The sequence below is a fragment of the Acrocarpospora corrugata genome, from assembly GCF_009687845.1.
Classification (GTDB): Bacteria; Actinomycetota; Actinomycetes; order Streptosporangiales; family Streptosporangiaceae; genus Acrocarpospora; species Acrocarpospora corrugata.
Window position 1 is genome coordinate 1 of sequence record NZ_BLAD01000056.1, and the last position, 16,410, is coordinate 16,410.

At 68.0% G+C, this 16,410-nt stretch carries 17 protein-coding genes; 9 read left to right on the forward strand and 8 right to left on the reverse strand.

What is annotated here, in order from left to right:
• Nucleotides 1-71 precede the first annotated feature (71 nt).
• Together Acor_RS20805 and Acor_RS20810 are read right to left on the reverse strand one after the other, a co-directional pair.
• Nucleotides 72-587 carry a PIN domain-containing protein gene (locus tag Acor_RS20805; RefSeq protein WP_479688458.1) on the reverse strand — a complete coding sequence of 172 codons (516 nt, stop codon included), beginning with the start codon at nt 585-587 and terminating at the stop codon, nt 72-74.
• Nucleotides 588-601: 14 nt separating this feature from the next.
• Nucleotides 602-1,696: a helix-turn-helix domain-containing protein gene (locus tag Acor_RS20810; protein ID WP_246238855.1), complete on the reverse strand. Its 1,095-nt coding sequence runs from the start codon at nt 1,694-1,696 to the stop codon at nt 602-604.
• Between the two features lie 302 nt (nt 1,697-1,998).
• On the opposite strand from Acor_RS20810, the gene Acor_RS20815 reads away from it, so the two are divergent.
• From Acor_RS20815 to Acor_RS20825, 3 genes are read left to right on the forward strand one after another with little or no spacing between them, the layout of a single operon-like run.
• Nucleotides 1,999-2,460, forward strand: coding sequence for an SRPBCC domain-containing protein (locus Acor_RS20815; protein WP_155338376.1), 462 nt, complete (start codon nt 1,999-2,001; stop codon nt 2,458-2,460).
• A complete protein-coding gene (locus Acor_RS20820) occupies nt 2,457-2,807 on the forward strand; it encodes an ArsR/SmtB family transcription factor (RefSeq protein ID WP_155338377.1) in 351 nt (116 codons plus the stop codon). The genes Acor_RS20815 and Acor_RS20820 overlap by 4 nt, the downstream gene beginning before the upstream one ends.
• Before the next feature lie 21 nt (nt 2,808-2,828).
• Nucleotides 2,829-3,272, forward strand: coding sequence for an SRPBCC family protein (locus Acor_RS20825; RefSeq protein WP_155338378.1), 444 nt, complete (start codon nt 2,829-2,831; stop codon nt 3,270-3,272).
• A 1-nt stretch (nt 3,273) separates the two neighbouring features.
• Here Acor_RS20825 and Acor_RS20830 read toward each other — a convergent pair whose 3' ends face one another.
• On the reverse strand, nt 3,274-3,912 hold the full coding sequence (locus tag Acor_RS20830) for a DedA family protein (RefSeq protein WP_155338379.1): 639 nt from the start codon (nt 3,910-3,912) through the stop codon (nt 3,274-3,276).
• Nucleotides 3,905-4,516 carry a class I SAM-dependent methyltransferase gene (locus Acor_RS20835; RefSeq protein WP_155338380.1) on the reverse strand — a complete coding sequence of 204 codons (612 nt, stop codon included), beginning with the start codon at nt 4,514-4,516 and terminating at the stop codon, nt 3,905-3,907. Before Acor_RS20835 ends, Acor_RS20830 begins: the two co-directional genes overlap by 8 nt.
• Before the next feature lie 134 nt (nt 4,517-4,650).
• Between Acor_RS20835 and Acor_RS20840 the strand changes: the two genes are divergently transcribed.
• The 6 genes from Acor_RS20840 to rarD all read left to right on the forward strand — a co-directional run bounded on the left by Acor_RS20840 (nt 4,651) and on the right by rarD (nt 10,474).
• Nucleotides 4,651-5,862 carry a sensor histidine kinase gene (locus Acor_RS20840; protein WP_155338381.1) on the forward strand — a complete coding sequence of 404 codons (1,212 nt, stop codon included), beginning with the start codon at nt 4,651-4,653 and terminating at the stop codon, nt 5,860-5,862.
• 1 nt (nt 5,863) lies between these two features.
• Entirely contained in the window at nt 5,864-6,064 is a 201-nt protein-coding gene (locus Acor_RS20845) for a hypothetical protein (RefSeq protein ID WP_155338382.1), read from the forward strand.
• 242 nt (nt 6,065-6,306) lie between these two features.
• On the forward strand, nt 6,307-6,501 hold the full coding sequence (locus Acor_RS42295; RefSeq protein WP_170317015.1) for a hypothetical protein: 195 nt from the start codon (nt 6,307-6,309) through the stop codon (nt 6,499-6,501).
• Nucleotides 6,498-7,766, forward strand: a complete 1,269-nt coding sequence (locus Acor_RS20850; RefSeq protein ID WP_281353246.1) for a WD40 repeat domain-containing serine/threonine protein kinase — start codon at nt 6,498-6,500, stop codon at nt 7,764-7,766. Before Acor_RS42295 ends, Acor_RS20850 begins: the two co-directional genes overlap by 4 nt.
• A gap of 451 nt (nt 7,767-8,217) precedes the next feature.
• Nucleotides 8,218-9,261, forward strand: a complete 1,044-nt coding sequence (locus Acor_RS20855) for an ATP-binding protein (RefSeq protein ID WP_281353247.1) — start codon at nt 8,218-8,220, stop codon at nt 9,259-9,261.
• A gap of 280 nt (nt 9,262-9,541) precedes the next feature.
• Nucleotides 9,542-10,474: an EamA family transporter RarD gene (gene rarD / locus Acor_RS20860; protein ID WP_155338384.1), complete on the forward strand. Its 933-nt coding sequence runs from the start codon at nt 9,542-9,544 to the stop codon at nt 10,472-10,474.
• Between the two features lie 7 nt (nt 10,475-10,481).
• On the opposite strand, the gene Acor_RS20865 is transcribed toward rarD, so the two are convergent.
• From Acor_RS20865 to nuoL, 4 genes are read right to left on the reverse strand one after another with little or no spacing between them, the layout of a single operon-like run.
• Entirely contained in the window at nt 10,482-11,477 is a 996-nt protein-coding gene (locus tag Acor_RS20865) for a polyprenyl synthetase family protein (RefSeq protein ID WP_155338385.1), read from the reverse strand.
• Nucleotides 11,478-11,488: 11 nt separating this feature from the next.
• A complete protein-coding gene (nuoN, locus tag Acor_RS20870; protein WP_155338386.1) occupies nt 11,489-13,036 on the reverse strand; it encodes an NADH-quinone oxidoreductase subunit NuoN in 1,548 nt (515 codons plus the stop codon).
• Nucleotides 13,033-14,529: an NADH-quinone oxidoreductase subunit M gene (locus tag Acor_RS20875; protein ID WP_155338387.1), complete on the reverse strand. Its 1,497-nt coding sequence runs from the start codon at nt 14,527-14,529 to the stop codon at nt 13,033-13,035. The genes nuoN and Acor_RS20875 overlap by 4 nt, the downstream gene beginning before the upstream one ends.
• Complete coding sequence (nuoL, locus tag Acor_RS20880; protein ID WP_155338482.1) at nt 14,529-16,373, reverse strand: NADH-quinone oxidoreductase subunit L; 1,845 nt, start codon at nt 16,371-16,373, stop codon at nt 14,529-14,531. Before nuoL ends, Acor_RS20875 begins: the two co-directional genes overlap by 1 nt.
• Between the last annotated feature and the right edge of the window lie 37 nt (nt 16,374-16,410).

Sequence of the window (16,410 nt, forward strand, 5' to 3'; positions counted from 1 at the left end):
GTGGAGGTTCAAGTAACGAGAACATCCCGGAAACCTACCAGCGGCAGCGAGTTACGCACCCTCTCGCCGCATCAGCGGCTGATATTGCTGCGGACAAAGGAACCGAAAGCCGAGCCAGGACACGGCAACCGCATTCCAGTCGATCTGAGTACGTCCACGATATTACCGGCAGAGACTTCGGTAAGTTTACCGTCGAACCACGCGCGGGCAAGGATCCACAAGGTGCCGTGCACATCCAAGCCGTGAGCCCTGCCTACGCTCACCGCTTCACGATCGTCAGTGATAGCGGTTCCCCGAGTCAGTTCGGCCGCCGAAAATACGCTGGCCTCTCCGAGGTTGCGCTCAGAGGAACCAATACGTTGCACCCATTTTGCGAAGCACTTTATCTCGTCCAGTGAGTCGAGCCGTGCGACCTCAAGCCAATCCGCATCCAGCACTACTTGAAGAAGCGGATGTTCGTGCATTCCCACACGTAGCTCTTCACGGACAACATGGGTGGTCAGGCAGGGTACGCCCGCCAGAAGGTCGCGCAGCACATCGAGGCGTTCGGCACGAGCAAAATGATTCAGACACATCGCGTCGAACACCAAGGCGGAGCTGGTCAAGGTTCAAGATCCGCATCATCACGCGGCGGCAGGTCGGCTGCCACGATCTGGCCTCGCATAAGCTCAACAGCGCGAGATTCCGTTACTAAGGCCTTCTTATAGGATTCCATCACCGCATGCGCGTAGCGCGGTGGCACTCGAACCGCTTCCAGATCTGGCTGGGGAGCCCATCCGACCGCCTCCATCAGCTCTGCACGCGTCGGATTCTTACGGCGCATCTCAGTTGCGGCATTTCTATTGATGACTCCCGCATCAAAGGCTTGCCGCACCGTCAACGACCAGGAAGTTCTGAAGCGTGCCGCGAGAGCCACCAAACTCTCTCGCCCGGCCGTTCCGGCCGAACATGCGGCACGGCATGCTTCAGTCGGAAGGAGAAGCTCCGCGGCGAAGGCATCAACAATCGCTTCTCTGCCATCACGGGAAACATGAATGCCTATATCAGTGGAGTACTCGTCACCGACGATCAGGTGGCCTAGTTCATGTGCTGCGGTAGCGCGACGACGTCCGGGATCACCGTGCCTGCTGACAACCGCGACAGCGAGATCATCGTCGATCAAGGAGGCGCCTTCTCCCGGCACTTCAACCACCGCGACCAACTGCCCCAGCCGCTCACAAACCGCCATCAGCGAATCGATGGGGTCTGAGCCGAGAGCGAGCCGACTTCTCACCCAAAGCGCAGCCGCGCGGGCATCTGCCACATCCTGAATCGACTCCGGATACCGCTCGATCTCGGTTGGGGAGAATTCACCGAGCTCGATGAGTTGCCGGATGTCAGACAGCCAGGCAGATAGGGCGACCTCCAAGCGATACGACTGCCGCGTGGCATCGGTAACCGTATCGTCGGCCAGTTCTCCCCGCCTTGACACAACCAGCGGTTGCGGGTTCAGGAAGTAGCTCAGGGGGACATTCAGGACCGCTGAAAGCCTGGCGAGTTCAAGCGCATCGACGCGACGAACGCCCCGCTCGATCTTGACGATCATCGTCCGGTCGAGATTCAAGAACGCCGCAAGCTGATCCTGCGACATGTCGGCCGCGATGCGACACTGACGCACCCGCTCGCCCACATCCGCCCACTCGCGCGAGTCCTTCATGGTGCGATAATCGCACATCCCAACTAGTGGTGCGAGCCCAGCGAACCCGAGAATGGGCAATCGTTACGCCAAGAGGTTTTTATCTCCTTTGAGACGAACGCCCAAGCTCTACGACTGCCTAGTCGAACTGATGCCGCGCACCCAGCAGTGCAGATAACGCGCATCCGTCACTCCGTTCGATTCCACACCCCTATCAACGAGTCGCCCCGCGACTGCCACACCCCCAGAAGCGCAACTGATGGTTGCGGGATGTGAGGTTACCGGCTAGCCTGATGCGCAACCAAACGTTGCAGGAGGGTGTCATGGAGTTCGGAACCATCGAGCGTGAGGTCTTCGTCGAGGCGTCGCCGGAGGTCGTCTTCGAGGTGGTGAGTAGTCCCGATCATCTGAAGGAGTGGTGGCCGGATGACGCTCGGTATGAGGCGACGCCCGGGTCGAGGGGGGAGATTGTTTTCGGTGACCGGGACGCCGGGGGGACGGTGGTGGCGTTCAGTGTCGTTGACGTGGTGCCGCCGCGGACGTTCTCGTTTCGGTGGACGCATCCGGACGGAGAGGTCGCGGCGGAGGGTAACTCGCTGCTGGTCACCTTCGATCTGACGCCGTCGGGTGGCGGGACGCTGCTCAAGATGACCGAGACCGGCTTCCGTGAGATGGGCTGGGAGGTCGCCGTCCTGGAGCAGCAGTACCAGGATCACTTCACCGGCTGGGACTTCTATCTGCCGCGGCTGACGGCGTACGTCGCGACGCTGAAGGTGCGGCCGTGAGCACCGCGACGGCCGAGAAGGTCGACGACGAACTCTGGTCCGCGATCGGGGATCCGACCCGGCGGCGAATGCTCGACCTGCTGCTCGTCGAAGGCGGCGGCACCGCGACCACGCTGAGCCAGCAGTTGCCGGTCACCCGTCAGGCGGTGGCCAAGCATCTGGGCGTGCTCGACCGGGTCGGCCTGGTACGGGCGACGCCGGCCGGCCGGGAGAAGCGGTACCGGGTGGACGACGCCCAGCTCGCCCGCGCGGTGGCCCAGCTGGCGTCGGTCGGGTCGGCGTGGGACGCCCGGCTGCGGCGGATCAAGCGGATCGCCGAGGCGATCCAGCGCGCCCAACAGGACTGACAAGATCAAAGGAGAGCCGAGATGGTGGACATTCTGCACAGGATCGGGGTCAAGACCCCGGCACCGGACAAGGTGTACGACGCGCTGACGACCGTCGAGGGCCTCGCCGCCTGGTGGACCGACGACACGAAGGGAAGCGGCGACGTCGGCGGCGTACTCGCGTTCCGGTTCCCGGTCGGTGGCTTCGACATGGAGGTCGTCGAGCTGCGGCCGTCCGAGCGGGTGGCGTGGCGGGTGGTCGACGGCCCGGAGGAATGGGTCGGGACGACGATCGACTGGGACCTCCGCCAGGACGGCGACTACACGATCGTGCTGTTCAAGCACCAGGGCTGGCGGGAGCCGGTGGAGTTCATGCACCACTGCAGCACCAAGTGGGGCACGTTCCTGATGAGCCTGAAGTCCCTGGTGGAGACCGGCGAGGGCGCTCCGGCGCCGCGGGACGTGGCGATCAGCGACTGGCACTGAATCATCGGCGGCGTTCCGGCCCTGCGTACCCGCTACGAACGCCTCGGCGCCCGGCTCCGGCCCCCGGCCTGAGCCGGGCGCGTAGCACCCAGGCGACCAGGAGCCAGACCGCGACCAGCGCCGGCCCGGCGATGGTCAGATGCGTGGTGACCTGCTGGATGATCTCCGGCGCGAGGTGGTAACTGAGGGTTACCAGCGTCGACGCCCAGGCACAGGCGGTGGGCAGGCTGACGGTCACGAAGGTGCGGTACGGCATGCCCGCCCACCCCGCCAACCGGGGCGTCAGCGTAAGGGCACTGCCGAACCACTGCCCACCCGCCACTGCCCAGCCCCCGTACCGGCCGACCAGCTCCCGCGGCCGATCCCAGCGCCCAGGCGCGAGCCGGTGAAAGGAGGGAGCCCCCTCCCGGCGGCGTCCCCACAGGTAGGAGACCTGCGTGCCGACCACGGCCGCGCACGCCGCCACCGCGACCGCCCCGCCCAGCGGCACAACCCCCAGATGCGAGAAGTACCCGAGCGCGACAAGCACGCTCGTCCCCGGCAACGCGACGCCCACCAGCAGCCCGGCCTCGGCCAGCAGCAGCACCCACGCCACGGCCAGCAGCAGCGGCGGGGAGAGCTGGCCCAGCAGGTCAGCCATGGACTACCGGCCTACGGCACACGTACGCCATCGCCGGCGGAAGGTTCCACCAGACCGGCCCGGTCGTCAGCACCTCGTCGAAGGCCGCCCGCAGCCGCCGCCGGAAGGCCCTGGCCCCGGCGAGCGGCACCGCGTGCAGGTAGGTGACAGTCGTGAACGCTCCTCCGGGGGCGAGCACCCTGCCGATCTCGCCGACGATCCTGGCCTGCCGCTCGCCGGGGAACAGCGACCAGGGCAACGTGCTGACCACCGCGTCCACCCGGTCGACCCCGGCGCCGGCCAGAAGCTCGCCGAGCTCGGCCGCGTCGCCGTGGATGGTCTCCAGCCAGGGTTTGGTCCGGCGCAGGTGCCCGGCCAGGCCGGGTTCGATCTCCACCGCCAGCAGGCGCGCTCCGGGGGCCGTCCGCGCCCTGATGGCCTCGCTGATCGAGCCGGTGCCCGGCCCCAGTTCCACCACCACCGGCGTGCCACCCGTCGGCACCACCGCCGTCAGCGCCCTGGCCAGCGCCCGTGAACTCGGGGCGATCGCGCCCACCACGCCCTGCTTGCGGAGGGCGACCGCCATGAATGCCCGCAGGTCAGGGGCCACCGCTGTCTCGTTCATGCGGTCAATGGAACCGTCGCGGGGGTGCCGGGCGCAGAGCCCCAGGACCTAGTCTTCTGGGTATGCCTGGCCATACCCCGGAAGGGGGTCTGGCCTGATGGGGAGCACTCCCGCGCGGGCCGCACTGTCATGAGGTGCGATCCCATCCGGCCTGGCCGGCGCTCACCCGGTGGAACCTGCTGGCCACGATCTGGCCGTGGCGTTCGCTCGCCTATCTGCTAACGAGCGCCGTCGTCGGCGCGGTCACGCTCGTGGTGGTCCTGATGGCCCTGATCACGGGCGCGGTGCTGACGCTGGTGCTGGTGGGCATCCCGCTCCTGGTCGTGCTGGGGCTCACCGGGATCCCGGTCGGCGCGATGGAACGACGCCGCCTGTGGCTCGTCGACTCGGCGCCGGTGGCCTCGCCGCACCGGCTGCCCGACCAGCCGGGGCTCGTCGCCTGGGCCCGGCTCCGCTTCACCGAGCAGGCCACCTGGCGGGAACTGGCCTACACCGGCCTGCTGGTCACCGTGCTCTGGCCGATGGAGCTCCTGGCCGTGGTGTACGGAATCACCGTGTTCATGGTGGCCCTGTCCGCGCCCATGGCACTGGCGGAGACGGGCGGGTTCAGGCTGCTCAAGGTCCTGCCGATCGACAACTATCCGCAGGCGTTCGCCGTGGGGCTGCTGGGGGCGGGCATGCTCGCCCTCTTCGTCTATCCGCTGACGGCGCTCGCGGTGTTCCACGGCATGCTGGCCCGCGTGCTGCTCGGCTCGCGGGAGAGCGACGAGGCGCAGCGGGTCATCGAGCTCACCCGGTCCAGGACCCGGCTGGTGGAGGCCTTCGAGGCCGAGCGGCGGCGGATCGAGCGGGACCTGCACGACGGCGCCCAGCAACGCCTGGTCTCGCTGACCATGACGCTCGGCCTGGCCAAACTCACGAGTGGCGCCCTCTCGACGTGGACCATGTGCCGTGGTTTCTGGTCGAGACGTGGGAGTTCACATGCGCTCAGCATTGTCGCGTGCGTTGATGGCGGTGGTCCTCGCCGTCGGGGCGGTTCTCGTGCCGGCGGGGCCCGCGTCCGCCGGGATCTGGCAGCTCACCGACGGGTTCGAGCCGTCGACAAATCCGGCGTCCAGATGGACGTTCACCGTGAGCGGGGGGTGCGGCGGGCCCGTGTTCGGCGGCCTGTCGAGCACGCCGCGTACGGGGAGCGGCTGGGCCAGCATGTGGGCCTACACCGGGGGCGACTGGTGCGCGCTCGGGCGGACCATCCGGCTCACGCCGGTGAGCGCTCACCCGGGGGCGCGATGCACCGCCGGCGTCTGGACGGAGTTGTGGGGGGAGCAGGCCCAGTTCAACCTTGAGGTGATCGACCCCGACACGTGGACGTACATCGCGCTGAAGTCGATAACCCAGGACTGGGTCCACGGCTGGGAGCTCCAGACGGTGAGCTGGACCGCGCGACGCTCCGACGTCGTGCTGCGGTTCGCCGTGGTGCAGCGGAACCCGTACTGGCACGCCGCGCAGGTCGATCTCGACGACGTCGTGGTGCAGTGCGCCTACTGATCGACTGCGTGAAGGTGTGTGCCGTTTCGTTATCAACCGTGATTATTGTCCCGATCGTGAGCGAGGACGGGAACTCGTCGGCGGACGCTACCGGCTGGTCCAGCCGGTAGGGGCCGGCGGGATGAGCCGGGTCTGGCGCGGCCGGGACGAGATGCTGAATCGCGAGGTCGCGGTCAAGGAGATCCTCTTCCCGCCCGCGATAGACGCCGCCGAACGTGAGGTGTCCGGCAAGCGGGCGATGCGTGAGGCGCGCTCGGCCCGCCCGGCTGAACCATCCAGGAATCATCACCATCCACGACGTGATCATCCGCGACGGCGTCCCGATGATCGTGATGGAGTTCGTCCGCGGCCACTCGCTGCAGCAGCGGATCGCCCAAGAAGGGCGGCTGGCGCCGGCGGAGGTCGCCCGGATCGGCGTGCTCATGGCGACGCGCTGACCGAAGCGCACGCGGCCGGGGTCGTGCACCGTGATCTGAAACCGGCCAACGTGCTGCTGATGGGCAGCCGGGTGGTCATCACCGATTTCGGGCTCGCCAGCCTGGCCGGGGACGCCACGCTGACCGGTTCGGGGATGCTGCTGGGCACGCCGGCGTTCATGGCGCCGGAGCAGGCGCATGGCCTCCCGGTCACGCCGGCCTGGGACCTCTGGTCGCCGGGGGCGACGTTGTACGCGGCGGTCGAGGGCGGCCCGCCGTACACCGGCAGCAACGTGATGGCGGTCCTGGCGGCGCTGCCCAGTCAGGAGCCCGCGCCACCGGCGCATGCCGGAGCGCTGGCTCCGGTGCTGGCCGGGCTGTTACGCAGAGACCCGGCCGAGCGCCTCGACGCCGAGCAGGCCGCGCTGGCGCTGCGTGGCATCACCACCCAGCCGATCCCGCCCGCGAACGCGGCCGTCCCGGACCTGCGCCCGCGACCATCTTCCCCTGGTACGACCAGGCGGTACCTGGACGATGGGACGGCGGACGGCGACCAGGTGACGGCCTCTCCCGTCGCTGGTCGCACGACCACGTGGGCCGTGCCCGATACCGGTGGGCGTCCGACTCGGCGTCGCATCCTGCTGACCGGGCTCGCCCTGGCCGTTTTCAGCGTCCCGGTGGCCATCGTCCTCACCGGTGGCGGCCCCGCGCCGCTGGCCGGCCTCATGGGCTACACGAGTCCTGTCGCCTCGGTGGCCTTCAGCCCCGACGGCAAGACCCTCGCCACCGGCAGCATCAACCGCGGGCGACTCTGGGACGTGGCCAGCCGCAAGACCATCGCCGTCCTCAACGACGGTCCCAACGGCTTCTGCGACTTGGTGATCTTCAGCCCCGATGGCACGACCCTCGCCACCAGCAGCCTGAGCGACAGGGTGCAGCTGTGGGACGCGACCGGCAGCAACGTCATCGGCACCCTCACCGGCCACTCTCACGTCATCACCGCGGTGGCTTTCAGCCCCGACGGCAGAACCATCGCCACAACCAGCCACGACAACACGGTACGCCTGTGGGACGCGACCACCCGCGGGAACACCGCCACCTTCAGCACCGCAGGGTTGCCCATCTCGCTCGCCTTCAGCCCGGACGAGGACACCATCGCCGTCGGACTCCGCAGCGGCACGGTAGAACTGTGGCCGGCCCACCAGCCCGGCCGCACCCCGGTTCCGGCTGATCCAAGCCGTCACCGAACACAGCGAAGCCCCGCGATCAACCCCGGACCAACTTAACGACGTCCTACCAGGTCATACCTCTCCGAACGTCAGTCCGCTAGGACACGCGACTCCGGTCCCAACGGGTGCGGGACTACGCCTCACCGCTGGGGGCAAGCCACCCCAGTGCCGACCAACTCCCAGTACCCAGCACATAGCGACAGCGGCAGAACCGCCATCGAGGGTTCGGCAGATCTGCCATCACCATTCCGGCAGATCTGCCACGCGTCTTGCGATGGCCAGCTTATGATCACGCCGTGGACATCGACGAACTCACCCTGTTCCCCCGTCGCGCCGAAGCGATGGCGAGAGAAGCTCTGGCGGACACCCGAGTAGTGGTGATCAATGGAGCCCGACAGGTCGGCAAGAGCACCCTTGCCCGGTCCATCGTCCACAGGTCGACCGGGTCCGCGAAATCTACCTGGACCAAGCCGCCGTACGCGCGGCGGCAAGACATGACCCGGACGGTATCGTCCAGCACGACGGGCTGCTGCTCATCGATGAGATCCAGCGTGTCCCCGATCTCCTGTTGTCCATCAAGCGCGAAGTGGACGCGGACCCCCGCCCTGGTCGTTTCCTCCTGACGGGCTCGGCTCGCCTGCTCGGGCTGCGCGACCTTCCCGACGCGCTTCCGGGACGGTCCGAGACGATCGAACTGTGGCCACTCTCCCAAGGAGAGATCGAGCAACGTCCCGACGGATTCGTCGACGCGGTCTTCCGCGGGGGAGCGGACATCAATATTCGCGCATCGAGGTTCCGCCGGTCCGACTACCTCGATCGCGCGTTGCGCGGGGGATACCCAGAGGCCGTCCACCGCCCCACACACCGGCGGCGGGCCCGCTTCTTCGAGTCCTACATCTCCGACCTCATCAACCGGGACGTCAAGCAGGTCTCCGACATCGAGCGGCCGACGGACATGCGGCGCCTGCTGAACGTCCTGTGCGGGAGGATGAGCGGGCTGCTTGTGATCGACAACATCAGCCGCGACCTCGGCCTCCCCCGCAACACCGTGAAACGGTACGTCGACCTGCTCGACCTGGTCTACCTCGTCAGGCGGATACCCGCCTGGTCGTCCAACGCCACGACGCGAGCGGTCGCGACGCCGAAACTCCTCGTCGTGGATTCCGGTCTGGGAGCGCATCTGGCGGGACTCACGCCCGCCCGGGCCACCGACGTCGCCGCGCCCATCGGGCCGTTGCTGGAGAACTTCGTCCTCGGGGAGCTCGCTCGCCAGCTGTCCTGGGCCGAGGAACCGGTACGCCTCCACCACTACCGTGACCGCGACGGTGTCGAGGTGGACGCCGTTCTGGAACGCGCCTCCGGGGAGATCGCCGGTATTGAGGTCAAGGCGAGCGAGACCGTGCGAGCGGACGATTTCCAAGGGCTTCAGCATCTTGCCCGGAAGATAGGTGACCGGCTCATCGCGGGTTTCGTCATGTACGCCGGCCGGGAGGTGCTTCCGTTCGGCGACCGGATGCGGGCTCTGCCGATGTCCTGCCTGTGGGAAACGTGAAGGGGACCCCTTGATCACTCAAGAGGTCCCGTTTCGACGGCCGATGTTCGTCCGGTGAGGTGGGCAGTCCCGTCGGACAGCTGCCGCCGCAGTGGCCGTTGGGGTTCTTCTCCAAGTACTGCTGATGGTGGCGCCTCGCCCCCAGCAAATTGGAATCTCAACTCTCCGTACGCGGCGGAGGTTCGCGTTTCCCCGAACGCCGCATGGGTTAGCTGTGCTTAAGAGTCACGGAAGGTTTGCTTATTTGTGGTTAACGGCGTAAGCAGTCAAACTGGGGCACATGCCTGAACTACGTCGGGGTCTTTGGTATGGGATTGCGGCCTACACCATGTGGGGCCTCTTTCCGCTGTACTGGCCACTGCTGAAGCCGTCCTCGGCGGTGGAGATCCTGGCGCATCGCATGGTGTGGTCGCTGGTCGCCGTCGTCGCGGTCCTGCTGGTACGCCGCCACTGGGGCTGGATCCGGACCATCACCCGCCGCCAACTTCTCCTGCTCACCCTGGCCGCGGTGCTGATCTCGGTCAACTGGGGCACCTACATCTACGCGGTCAACACCGGCCACGTCGTCGAGAGCGCGCTGGGCTACTTCATCGGCCCGCTGGTCAACATCCTGTTCGGCGTCGTCGTCTTCCGGGAGCGGCTGCGCCGCTGGCAGTGGATCGCCGTCGGCCTGGGCGCCCTGGCCGTGGTCATCCTCACCCTCGCGTACGGCAGGCTCCCCTGGATCGCCCTCACCCTGGCCTTCTCCTTCGGCATGTACGGCCTGCTCAAGAAGACCGCCAACGTCGGCGCGGCCGAGAGCCTGACGGTGGAGACCGTGGTCCTGCTGATCCCGGCGCTGGTCTACCTGTGGACGCTGGGCGGCGAGAACACCTTCGGCCGGCAGGGCGTGGGCCACGCCCTGCTGCTGGTGGGCGGCGGAATCGTCACCGCCATCCCGCTGCTCGCCTTCACCGCGGCGGCCATCCGGGTCCCGATGAGCATCGTCGGGATGATGCAGTACATCGCCCCGGTGATCCAGTTCCTGGTCGGCGTGTTCATCGCGCACGAGTCGATGCCCGCCAGCAGATGGGCCGGATTCGCGGTCGTCTGGCTGGCCCTGTGCGTCTTCACCTGGGACAGCCTGCGCAACGGCCTGGCCGTCCGGCGCGCGGCCAAGCAGCCGGACGAGGAAGAGCTTCCGGAAGCGGCGCTGACCGCGCGCAGCGGCTAGCGGGACCTCAGCCCGAGCGTTCGACCACGTAGTCGCACAGGTACATCAGGGCTGCCCGGGCGGGGATGTCCGGCAGCCCGGCCAGTTCGGTCTTCCCGCGATCGGCCCAGCGCAGCAAGTCGCCCCGCGCCCGCTTGAGCGCGTCGCTGTCCCGCAGCAGGAACAGCGCCTCGTCGACATCCGATTCGGCCACCGGCGCGGAGATGAGCGCCCGCAACCGGGCTTCCGCCGGCGACGTCGACCCCAACGCGTACAGAACCGGCAGCGTGCGGATGCCTTCCCGCAGGTCCGTCCCGGGGGTCTTGCCGGAGCCGACCGTCTCGGAAGCCACGTCGATCAGGTCGTCGCCGAGCTGCCAGGCGATGCCGATGGCCTCGCAGGCGCTGGTGAGCCGGCCGATGACGTCCTCGGACGCGCCGGACAGCAGGGCGCCGAACCGGCCCGACGTGGCGATCAGCGAGCCCGTCTTGTCGGAGAGCACGCTCAGATAGTGGGTGATCGGGTCGGCGTCGGGCGCGGGGCCGATGGTCTCCCTGATCTGGCCGCGGATCAGCCGGGAGAACGTCCTGGCCTGGATCCGGACCGCTTCCGGGCCGAGGTCGGCGAGCAGGTCGGCGGCCTGGGCGAACAGGTAGTCGCCGGTGAGGATGGCGACCGTGTTGTTCCAGCGGGCGTTGGCCGAGGCGGAGCCCCGGCGGATGGCCGCCTCGTCCATCACGTCGTCGTGGTACAGCGTGGCCAGGTGGGTGAGTTCCATCACCACCGCGCCGGGCACCACCGCCCCCGCGCCCGGCTCGCCGAACTGCGCGGCCAGCAGCACCAGCATGGCCCGGAACCGCTTACCCCCGGCCTCGATGAGATGTTTGGACGCCTCCGTCACGAAGGCGTCCTCACTCTCCACACAGGTCCTGAGCAGCCGCTCCACGGCGGCCAGCCCGGTGGCCAGGTCCTCGGCCAGCCGCTCGTCGACGACGGGCAGATCAACAACGGGCGGCGCGGCCATGGTGCAAGCTCCTAACGGACGAACAACGAACCCGCAGCCGACTGAGCCAGGTCAAGTACGGGCTGCGGGAAGACCCCCAGCACTACCGTAGCCAATGCGGCGAACCCGACAACGCTCGCCGTGCCCCAGGAGGGCAGCACGACGGTCGGCCCGTCGGGAGCGGGGTCGTTGAAGAACATCAGGACGATGACGCGGACGTAGAAGAACGCGGCCACGGCCGAGGCCACCACGCCGACCACCACGAGCTGGACCGCGCCGCCCGCGACGGCGGCCTGGAAGACCGCGTACTTGCCGAAGAAGCCGCTGGTGAGCGGGATTCCGGCGAAGGCGAGCAGGAAGAAGGCGAACAGTCCTGCCAGCTTGGGCGAGCGCTTGCCGAGGCCGGCCCAGCGGGACAGGTGCCAGGCTTCGCCGCCCGCGTCGCGGACCATGGTGACGATGGCGAACGCGCCGATCGAGGCGATGCCGTAGACGGCCAGGTAGAACAGGATCGCGGCGAGCGCGGTCGCGTTCTGCTTGGCGTCGCCGATGGCGACCACGCCGACCAGCAGGAAGCCGGCGTGCGCGATCGAGGAGTAGGCGAGCATGCGCTTGATGTCGGTCTGGGTGATGGCCAGGATCGCGCCGACGACCATAGTCAGGATGGCCACCCCCCACATGATGGGGCTCCAGTCCCAGTCGAGCTCGCCGATGGCGACCCAGAACACCCGGAGCAGGGCGCCGAAGGCGGCGACCAGGGTGCCGGAGGCCATCAGGGCGGTGACGGGGGTGGGGGCGCCCTGGTAGACGTCGGGCTTCCAGGCCTGGAAGGGCGCGGCGCCGATCTTGAAGAGCAGGCCGACGCCGAGCAGGGCCGCGCCGGTGAAGAGCAGGGCGTCCTGGCCGACGTTGGCGCTGAGCGCGGTGCTGATCTTGGCCAGGTCGACCGAGCCGGCGTAGCCGTACAGGAGGGCGGTGCCGTACAGGAAGAAGGCCGATGAGAACGCGCCGAGCAGGAAGTACTTCATCGCCGACTCCTGGGACAGGAGGCGGCGCCGGCGGGCCAGGCCGCAGAGCAGGTAGAGCGGCAGGGACATGACTTCCAGGGCGACGAACATGATGAGCAGGTCGTTGGAGGCCGGGAAGAGGAGCATGCCGCCGATGGCGAACAGGGCCAGCGGGTAGACCTCGGTGTGCACGTTGCCCTCGATGAGGGCGCGCTCCTCCTCGGCGGAGCCGGGCACGGCCGAGGCGGCGGGGACGAAGTGGTCCTCGTCGTTCAGCAGGAGCAGGCTGATGAAGGCCAGCACCAGGATGGTGCCCCAGATGAACAGGGTGGGGCCGTCCACGGCGACCGCGCCCATGGCCGACGGCTTGGTCGGCACGCCCTTGATGGTCTGCACGATGACCAGCGCGAACGCGCCGGCCAGGGAGAGCAGGGTGAGCGGGATGTGCATCGCCCTGCGCAGGTAGCGCGGGGCGAACGCCTCCACGAGCACGCCCAGGATGCCCGCGCCGAAGACGATCAGCAGCGGCGCGAGCTGAAGGTACTCGATGGCGGGAGCCGTGATGGTGTTCACTGGCCCTCCTTAGCGACGGCCGCGGGGGTGGTCACCGAGACGTTGGTGACCGTCTCCTTGACCGACGGGTTGATGACGTCGAGCAGTGGCTTCGGGAAGAAGCCGAGCACGATGATGAGGGCGACGAGCGGACCGACCACCCAGCGTTCCCTGCTGTTCAGGTCCGGCATGGTCTGGACCGACTCGGCGGTCGGGCCGTTCATGGTCCGCTGGTACATCCACAGGATGTAGATGGCGGCCAGCACCACGCCGGTGGCGGCGATGACGGCGAACACCGCGTGCTTCTCGAAGGTCCCCACCAGCACCAGGAACTCGCTGACGAACGGGCTGAGGCCGGGCAGCGAGAGCCCGGAGAGCCCGGCCACCAGGAAGGTGCCCGCCAGGATGGGGGCGACCTTCTGGACGCCGCCGTAGTCGGCGATGAAGTGCGAGCCGCGCCGGTAGATCAGGAACCCGGCGATCAGGAACAGCGCCCCGGTGGAGAAGCCGTGGTTGACCATGTAGAGGGCGGAGCCGGTCATCGAGTTCTGGGTCATCGCGAAGACGCCCATCGCGATGAAGCCGAAGTGCGAGATCGACGTGTACGCGATCAGGCGCTTGATGTCGGTCTGCCCTATGGCCACGACGGCCCCGTACACGATCCCGATCACGGCCAGCGTCATGACGACCGGGGTCGCCCAGGCAGAGGCCTCGGGGAACAGCTCCAGGCAGAACCGCAGCATGCCGTACGTGCCGACCTTGTCCAGCACGCCGACCAGGAGCACGGCCGCGCCGGCCGGGGCCTGCGCGGCGGCGTCGGGCAGCCAGGTGTGGAACGGCCAGAGCGGAGCCTTGATCGCGAACGCGATGAAGAAGCCGAGGAACAGCCACTTCTGCGTGGTCGGGTCGGTGATCGCGCCGATCAGCTGGGGGAACAGGAAGGTGCCCTTGTCCGCGACCACGTACAGCGCGATCACGGCCACCAGCATGAGCAGGCCGCCGAACAGCGAGTACAGCAGGAACTTGACCGCCGCGTACGAGCGCTGCGCCCCGCCGTAAGACCCGATCATGAAGTACATCGGGATCAGCATGGCTTCGAAGAACACGTAGAAGAGGAAGACGTCGGTCGCCGCGAAGACGCCGATCATCATCGCTTCCAGCACCAGCAGCAGCGCGAAGTACGTCCGGACCGACCGCTTGCCCGCCTCGGCGTCATGCCAGGAGGCCAGCACCACGATCGGCACCAGGATGGCCGACAGCAGGATCAGCACCAGCGCGACCCCGTCCACGGCGACCGCGTAGTGCACGCCGAAGGCGGGGATCCAGTCGTAGGTCTCGGCGAACTGGAAGCGGTCGCCGTTCGGGCTGAACTGGACGGTCATCACGATGGTGAGCACCATCACGACCAGGGACACCGCCAGGGTGGCCTGCTTGGCGAGCTTGTCGTTCTTGACGAACGCCACGCCCAGCGCGCCCAGCACGGACACGCCCATCAATATCGAGAGCCAGGGCATCACAAGGTCCCTACGACGAACCAGGCGCCGGCCAGGATGGCCGCGCCGACGAATATTGACAGCGCGTACGAGCGGACGTAGCCGGTCTGGATGCGCCGCAGCCGTCCGGAGGTGCCGCCGATGCCCGCTGCCAGGCCGTTCACCAGGCCGTCGATGCCGCGGTTGTCGAACCAGACGGCGAGCCGGGTCAGCCACTGGCCGGGGCGCATGAAGAGCGCCTCGTTGAGGGCGTCGCCGTACAGGTCGCGGCGGGCGAAGGTGGTGAGCACGGAGCCGCGCGGGGCGACCGCGGGGACCTCCTGGCGGCCGTACTTGAGCCAGGCGTAGGCCGCGCCGAGCGCGACCAGGGCCAGGGTGGCCAGGCCGACCGGGCTGACCGCGTGGAACTCCGGCAGCTCCTCGGGGCGGCCGACCGCGGGGCCGAGGAAGATCATGAGGCGGTTACCCACGATCAGGAAGGCGCCGAGCACGACCGAGCCGATGGCCAGCAGGATCAGCGGCCAGGTCATCACGGCCGGCGACTCGTGCGGCTTGACGCCCTCGTCCCAGCGGGCCTTCCCGAAGAAGGTCATGAAGACCAGGCGGGACATGTAGAAGCCGGTGATGCCGGCGCCGACCACGGCCAGCCAGCCGAGGATCGCGTTGTGCTCCATCGTGGTCTCGATGATGCCGTCCTTGGTGAAGTAGCCGGACAGCAGCGGGAACCCGATGATCGCCAGGTAGCCGATGAAGAAGGTGATGAAGGTGATCGGCAGGTACTTGCGGAGGCCGCCGTACTTGCGCATGTCGACCTGGTCGTTCATGGCGTGCATGACCGAGCCGGCGCCGAGGAACAGGTTGGCCTTGAAGAAGCCGTGCGAGATGAGGTGCGCGATGGCGAAGGCGTACCCGACCGGGCCGAGGCCGGCCGCGAGCATCATGTAGCCGATCTGCGACATCGTGGAGCCGGCCAGGGCCTTCTTGATGTCGTCCTTGGCGGTACCGATGATCGCACCGGCGAGCAGGGTGGCCACGCCGACGATGGTGACGACCAGGGAGGCCGTGCCCTCGCCGGGGAAGAAGGCCGCGCCGGAGCGGACCACCAGGTAGACGCCGGCGGTGACCATGGTGGCGGCGTGGATGAGGGCGGAGACCGGGGTCGGGCCCTCCATCGCGTCCAGCAACCAGGACTGCAGCGGCAGCTGGGCCGACTTGCCGCAGGCGCCGAGCAAGAGCAGCAGGCCGATCGCGGTGATCGTGCCCTGCGACTCCGCGCCCGCCTTGGCGAAGACCTCGCCGAAGGCGACCGAGCCGAACGAGGTGAACATGATGAAGATCGCGACGAGCAGGCCGAAGTCGCCGACCCGGTTCACCACGAACGCCTTCTTGGCGGCCGTCGCCGCGGTCGGCTTGAACTGCCAGAAGCCGATCAGCAGGTACGACGCCAGGCCGACACCCTCCCAGCCGACAAACAGCGCGACGTAGTTGTCGGCCAGCACCAGCAGCAGCATGGCCGCCACGAACAGGTTCAGGTAGGCGAAGAACCTGCGCCGGTCGTGGTCGTGCGACATGTAGCCGATCGAGTAGATGTGGATCAGCGAACCGACCCCGGTGATCAGCAGCGCGAACGAGACCGACAGCGGGTCGATCAGCAGCCCCATGTCGGCGACGCCGGGGATGAACTCATACAGCGACACGCCGCGGCGGCGCTCCCCGGGCGCGAACCCGAGCAGCTGGAAGAAGACCAGCGCGGCGACCACGAACGACGCCAGCGCCATCAGCACGCCGAAGTAGTGGCCCCATTTGTCGGTACGGCGACCGCCCAGCAGCAGCACCGCGGCCCCGAGCAGGGGCAGCACGATCATGAGCCAGCCGACCCCGATCGCACCGCCCGGGTTCGAG

Excerpts from the sequence above, each read along its gene's own strand:
- Acor_RS20810 (WP_246238855.1), bottom strand. The coding sequence starts at position 1,696 with ATGAAGGACTCGCGCGAGTGGGCGGATGTGGGCGAGCGGGTGCGTCAG.
- Acor_RS20815 (WP_155338376.1), top strand. The coding sequence starts at position 1,999 with ATGGAGTTCGGAACCATCGAGCGTGAGGTCTTCGTCGAGGCGTCGCCG.
- Acor_RS20825 (WP_155338378.1), top strand. The coding sequence starts at position 2,829 with ATGGTGGACATTCTGCACAGGATCGGGGTCAAGACCCCGGCACCGGAC.
- Acor_RS20830 (WP_155338379.1), bottom strand. The coding sequence starts at position 3,912 with ATGGCTGACCTGCTGGGCCAGCTCTCCCCGCCGCTGCTGCTGGCCGTG.
- Acor_RS20835 (WP_155338380.1), bottom strand. The coding sequence starts at position 4,516 with ATGAACGAGACAGCGGTGGCCCCTGACCTGCGGGCATTCATGGCGGTC.
- rarD (WP_155338384.1), top strand. The coding sequence starts at position 9,542 with ATGCCTGAACTACGTCGGGGTCTTTGGTATGGGATTGCGGCCTACACC.
- Acor_RS20865 (WP_155338385.1), bottom strand. The coding sequence starts at position 11,477 with ATGGCCGCGCCGCCCGTTGTTGATCTGCCCGTCGTCGACGAGCGGCTG.
- Acor_RS20875 (WP_155338387.1), bottom strand. The coding sequence starts at position 14,529 with ATGCCCTGGCTCTCGATATTGATGGGCGTGTCCGTGCTGGGCGCGCTG.
- nuoL (WP_155338482.1), bottom strand. The coding sequence starts at position 16,373 with ATGATCGTGCTGCCCCTGCTCGGGGCCGCGGTGCTGCTGCTGGGCGGT.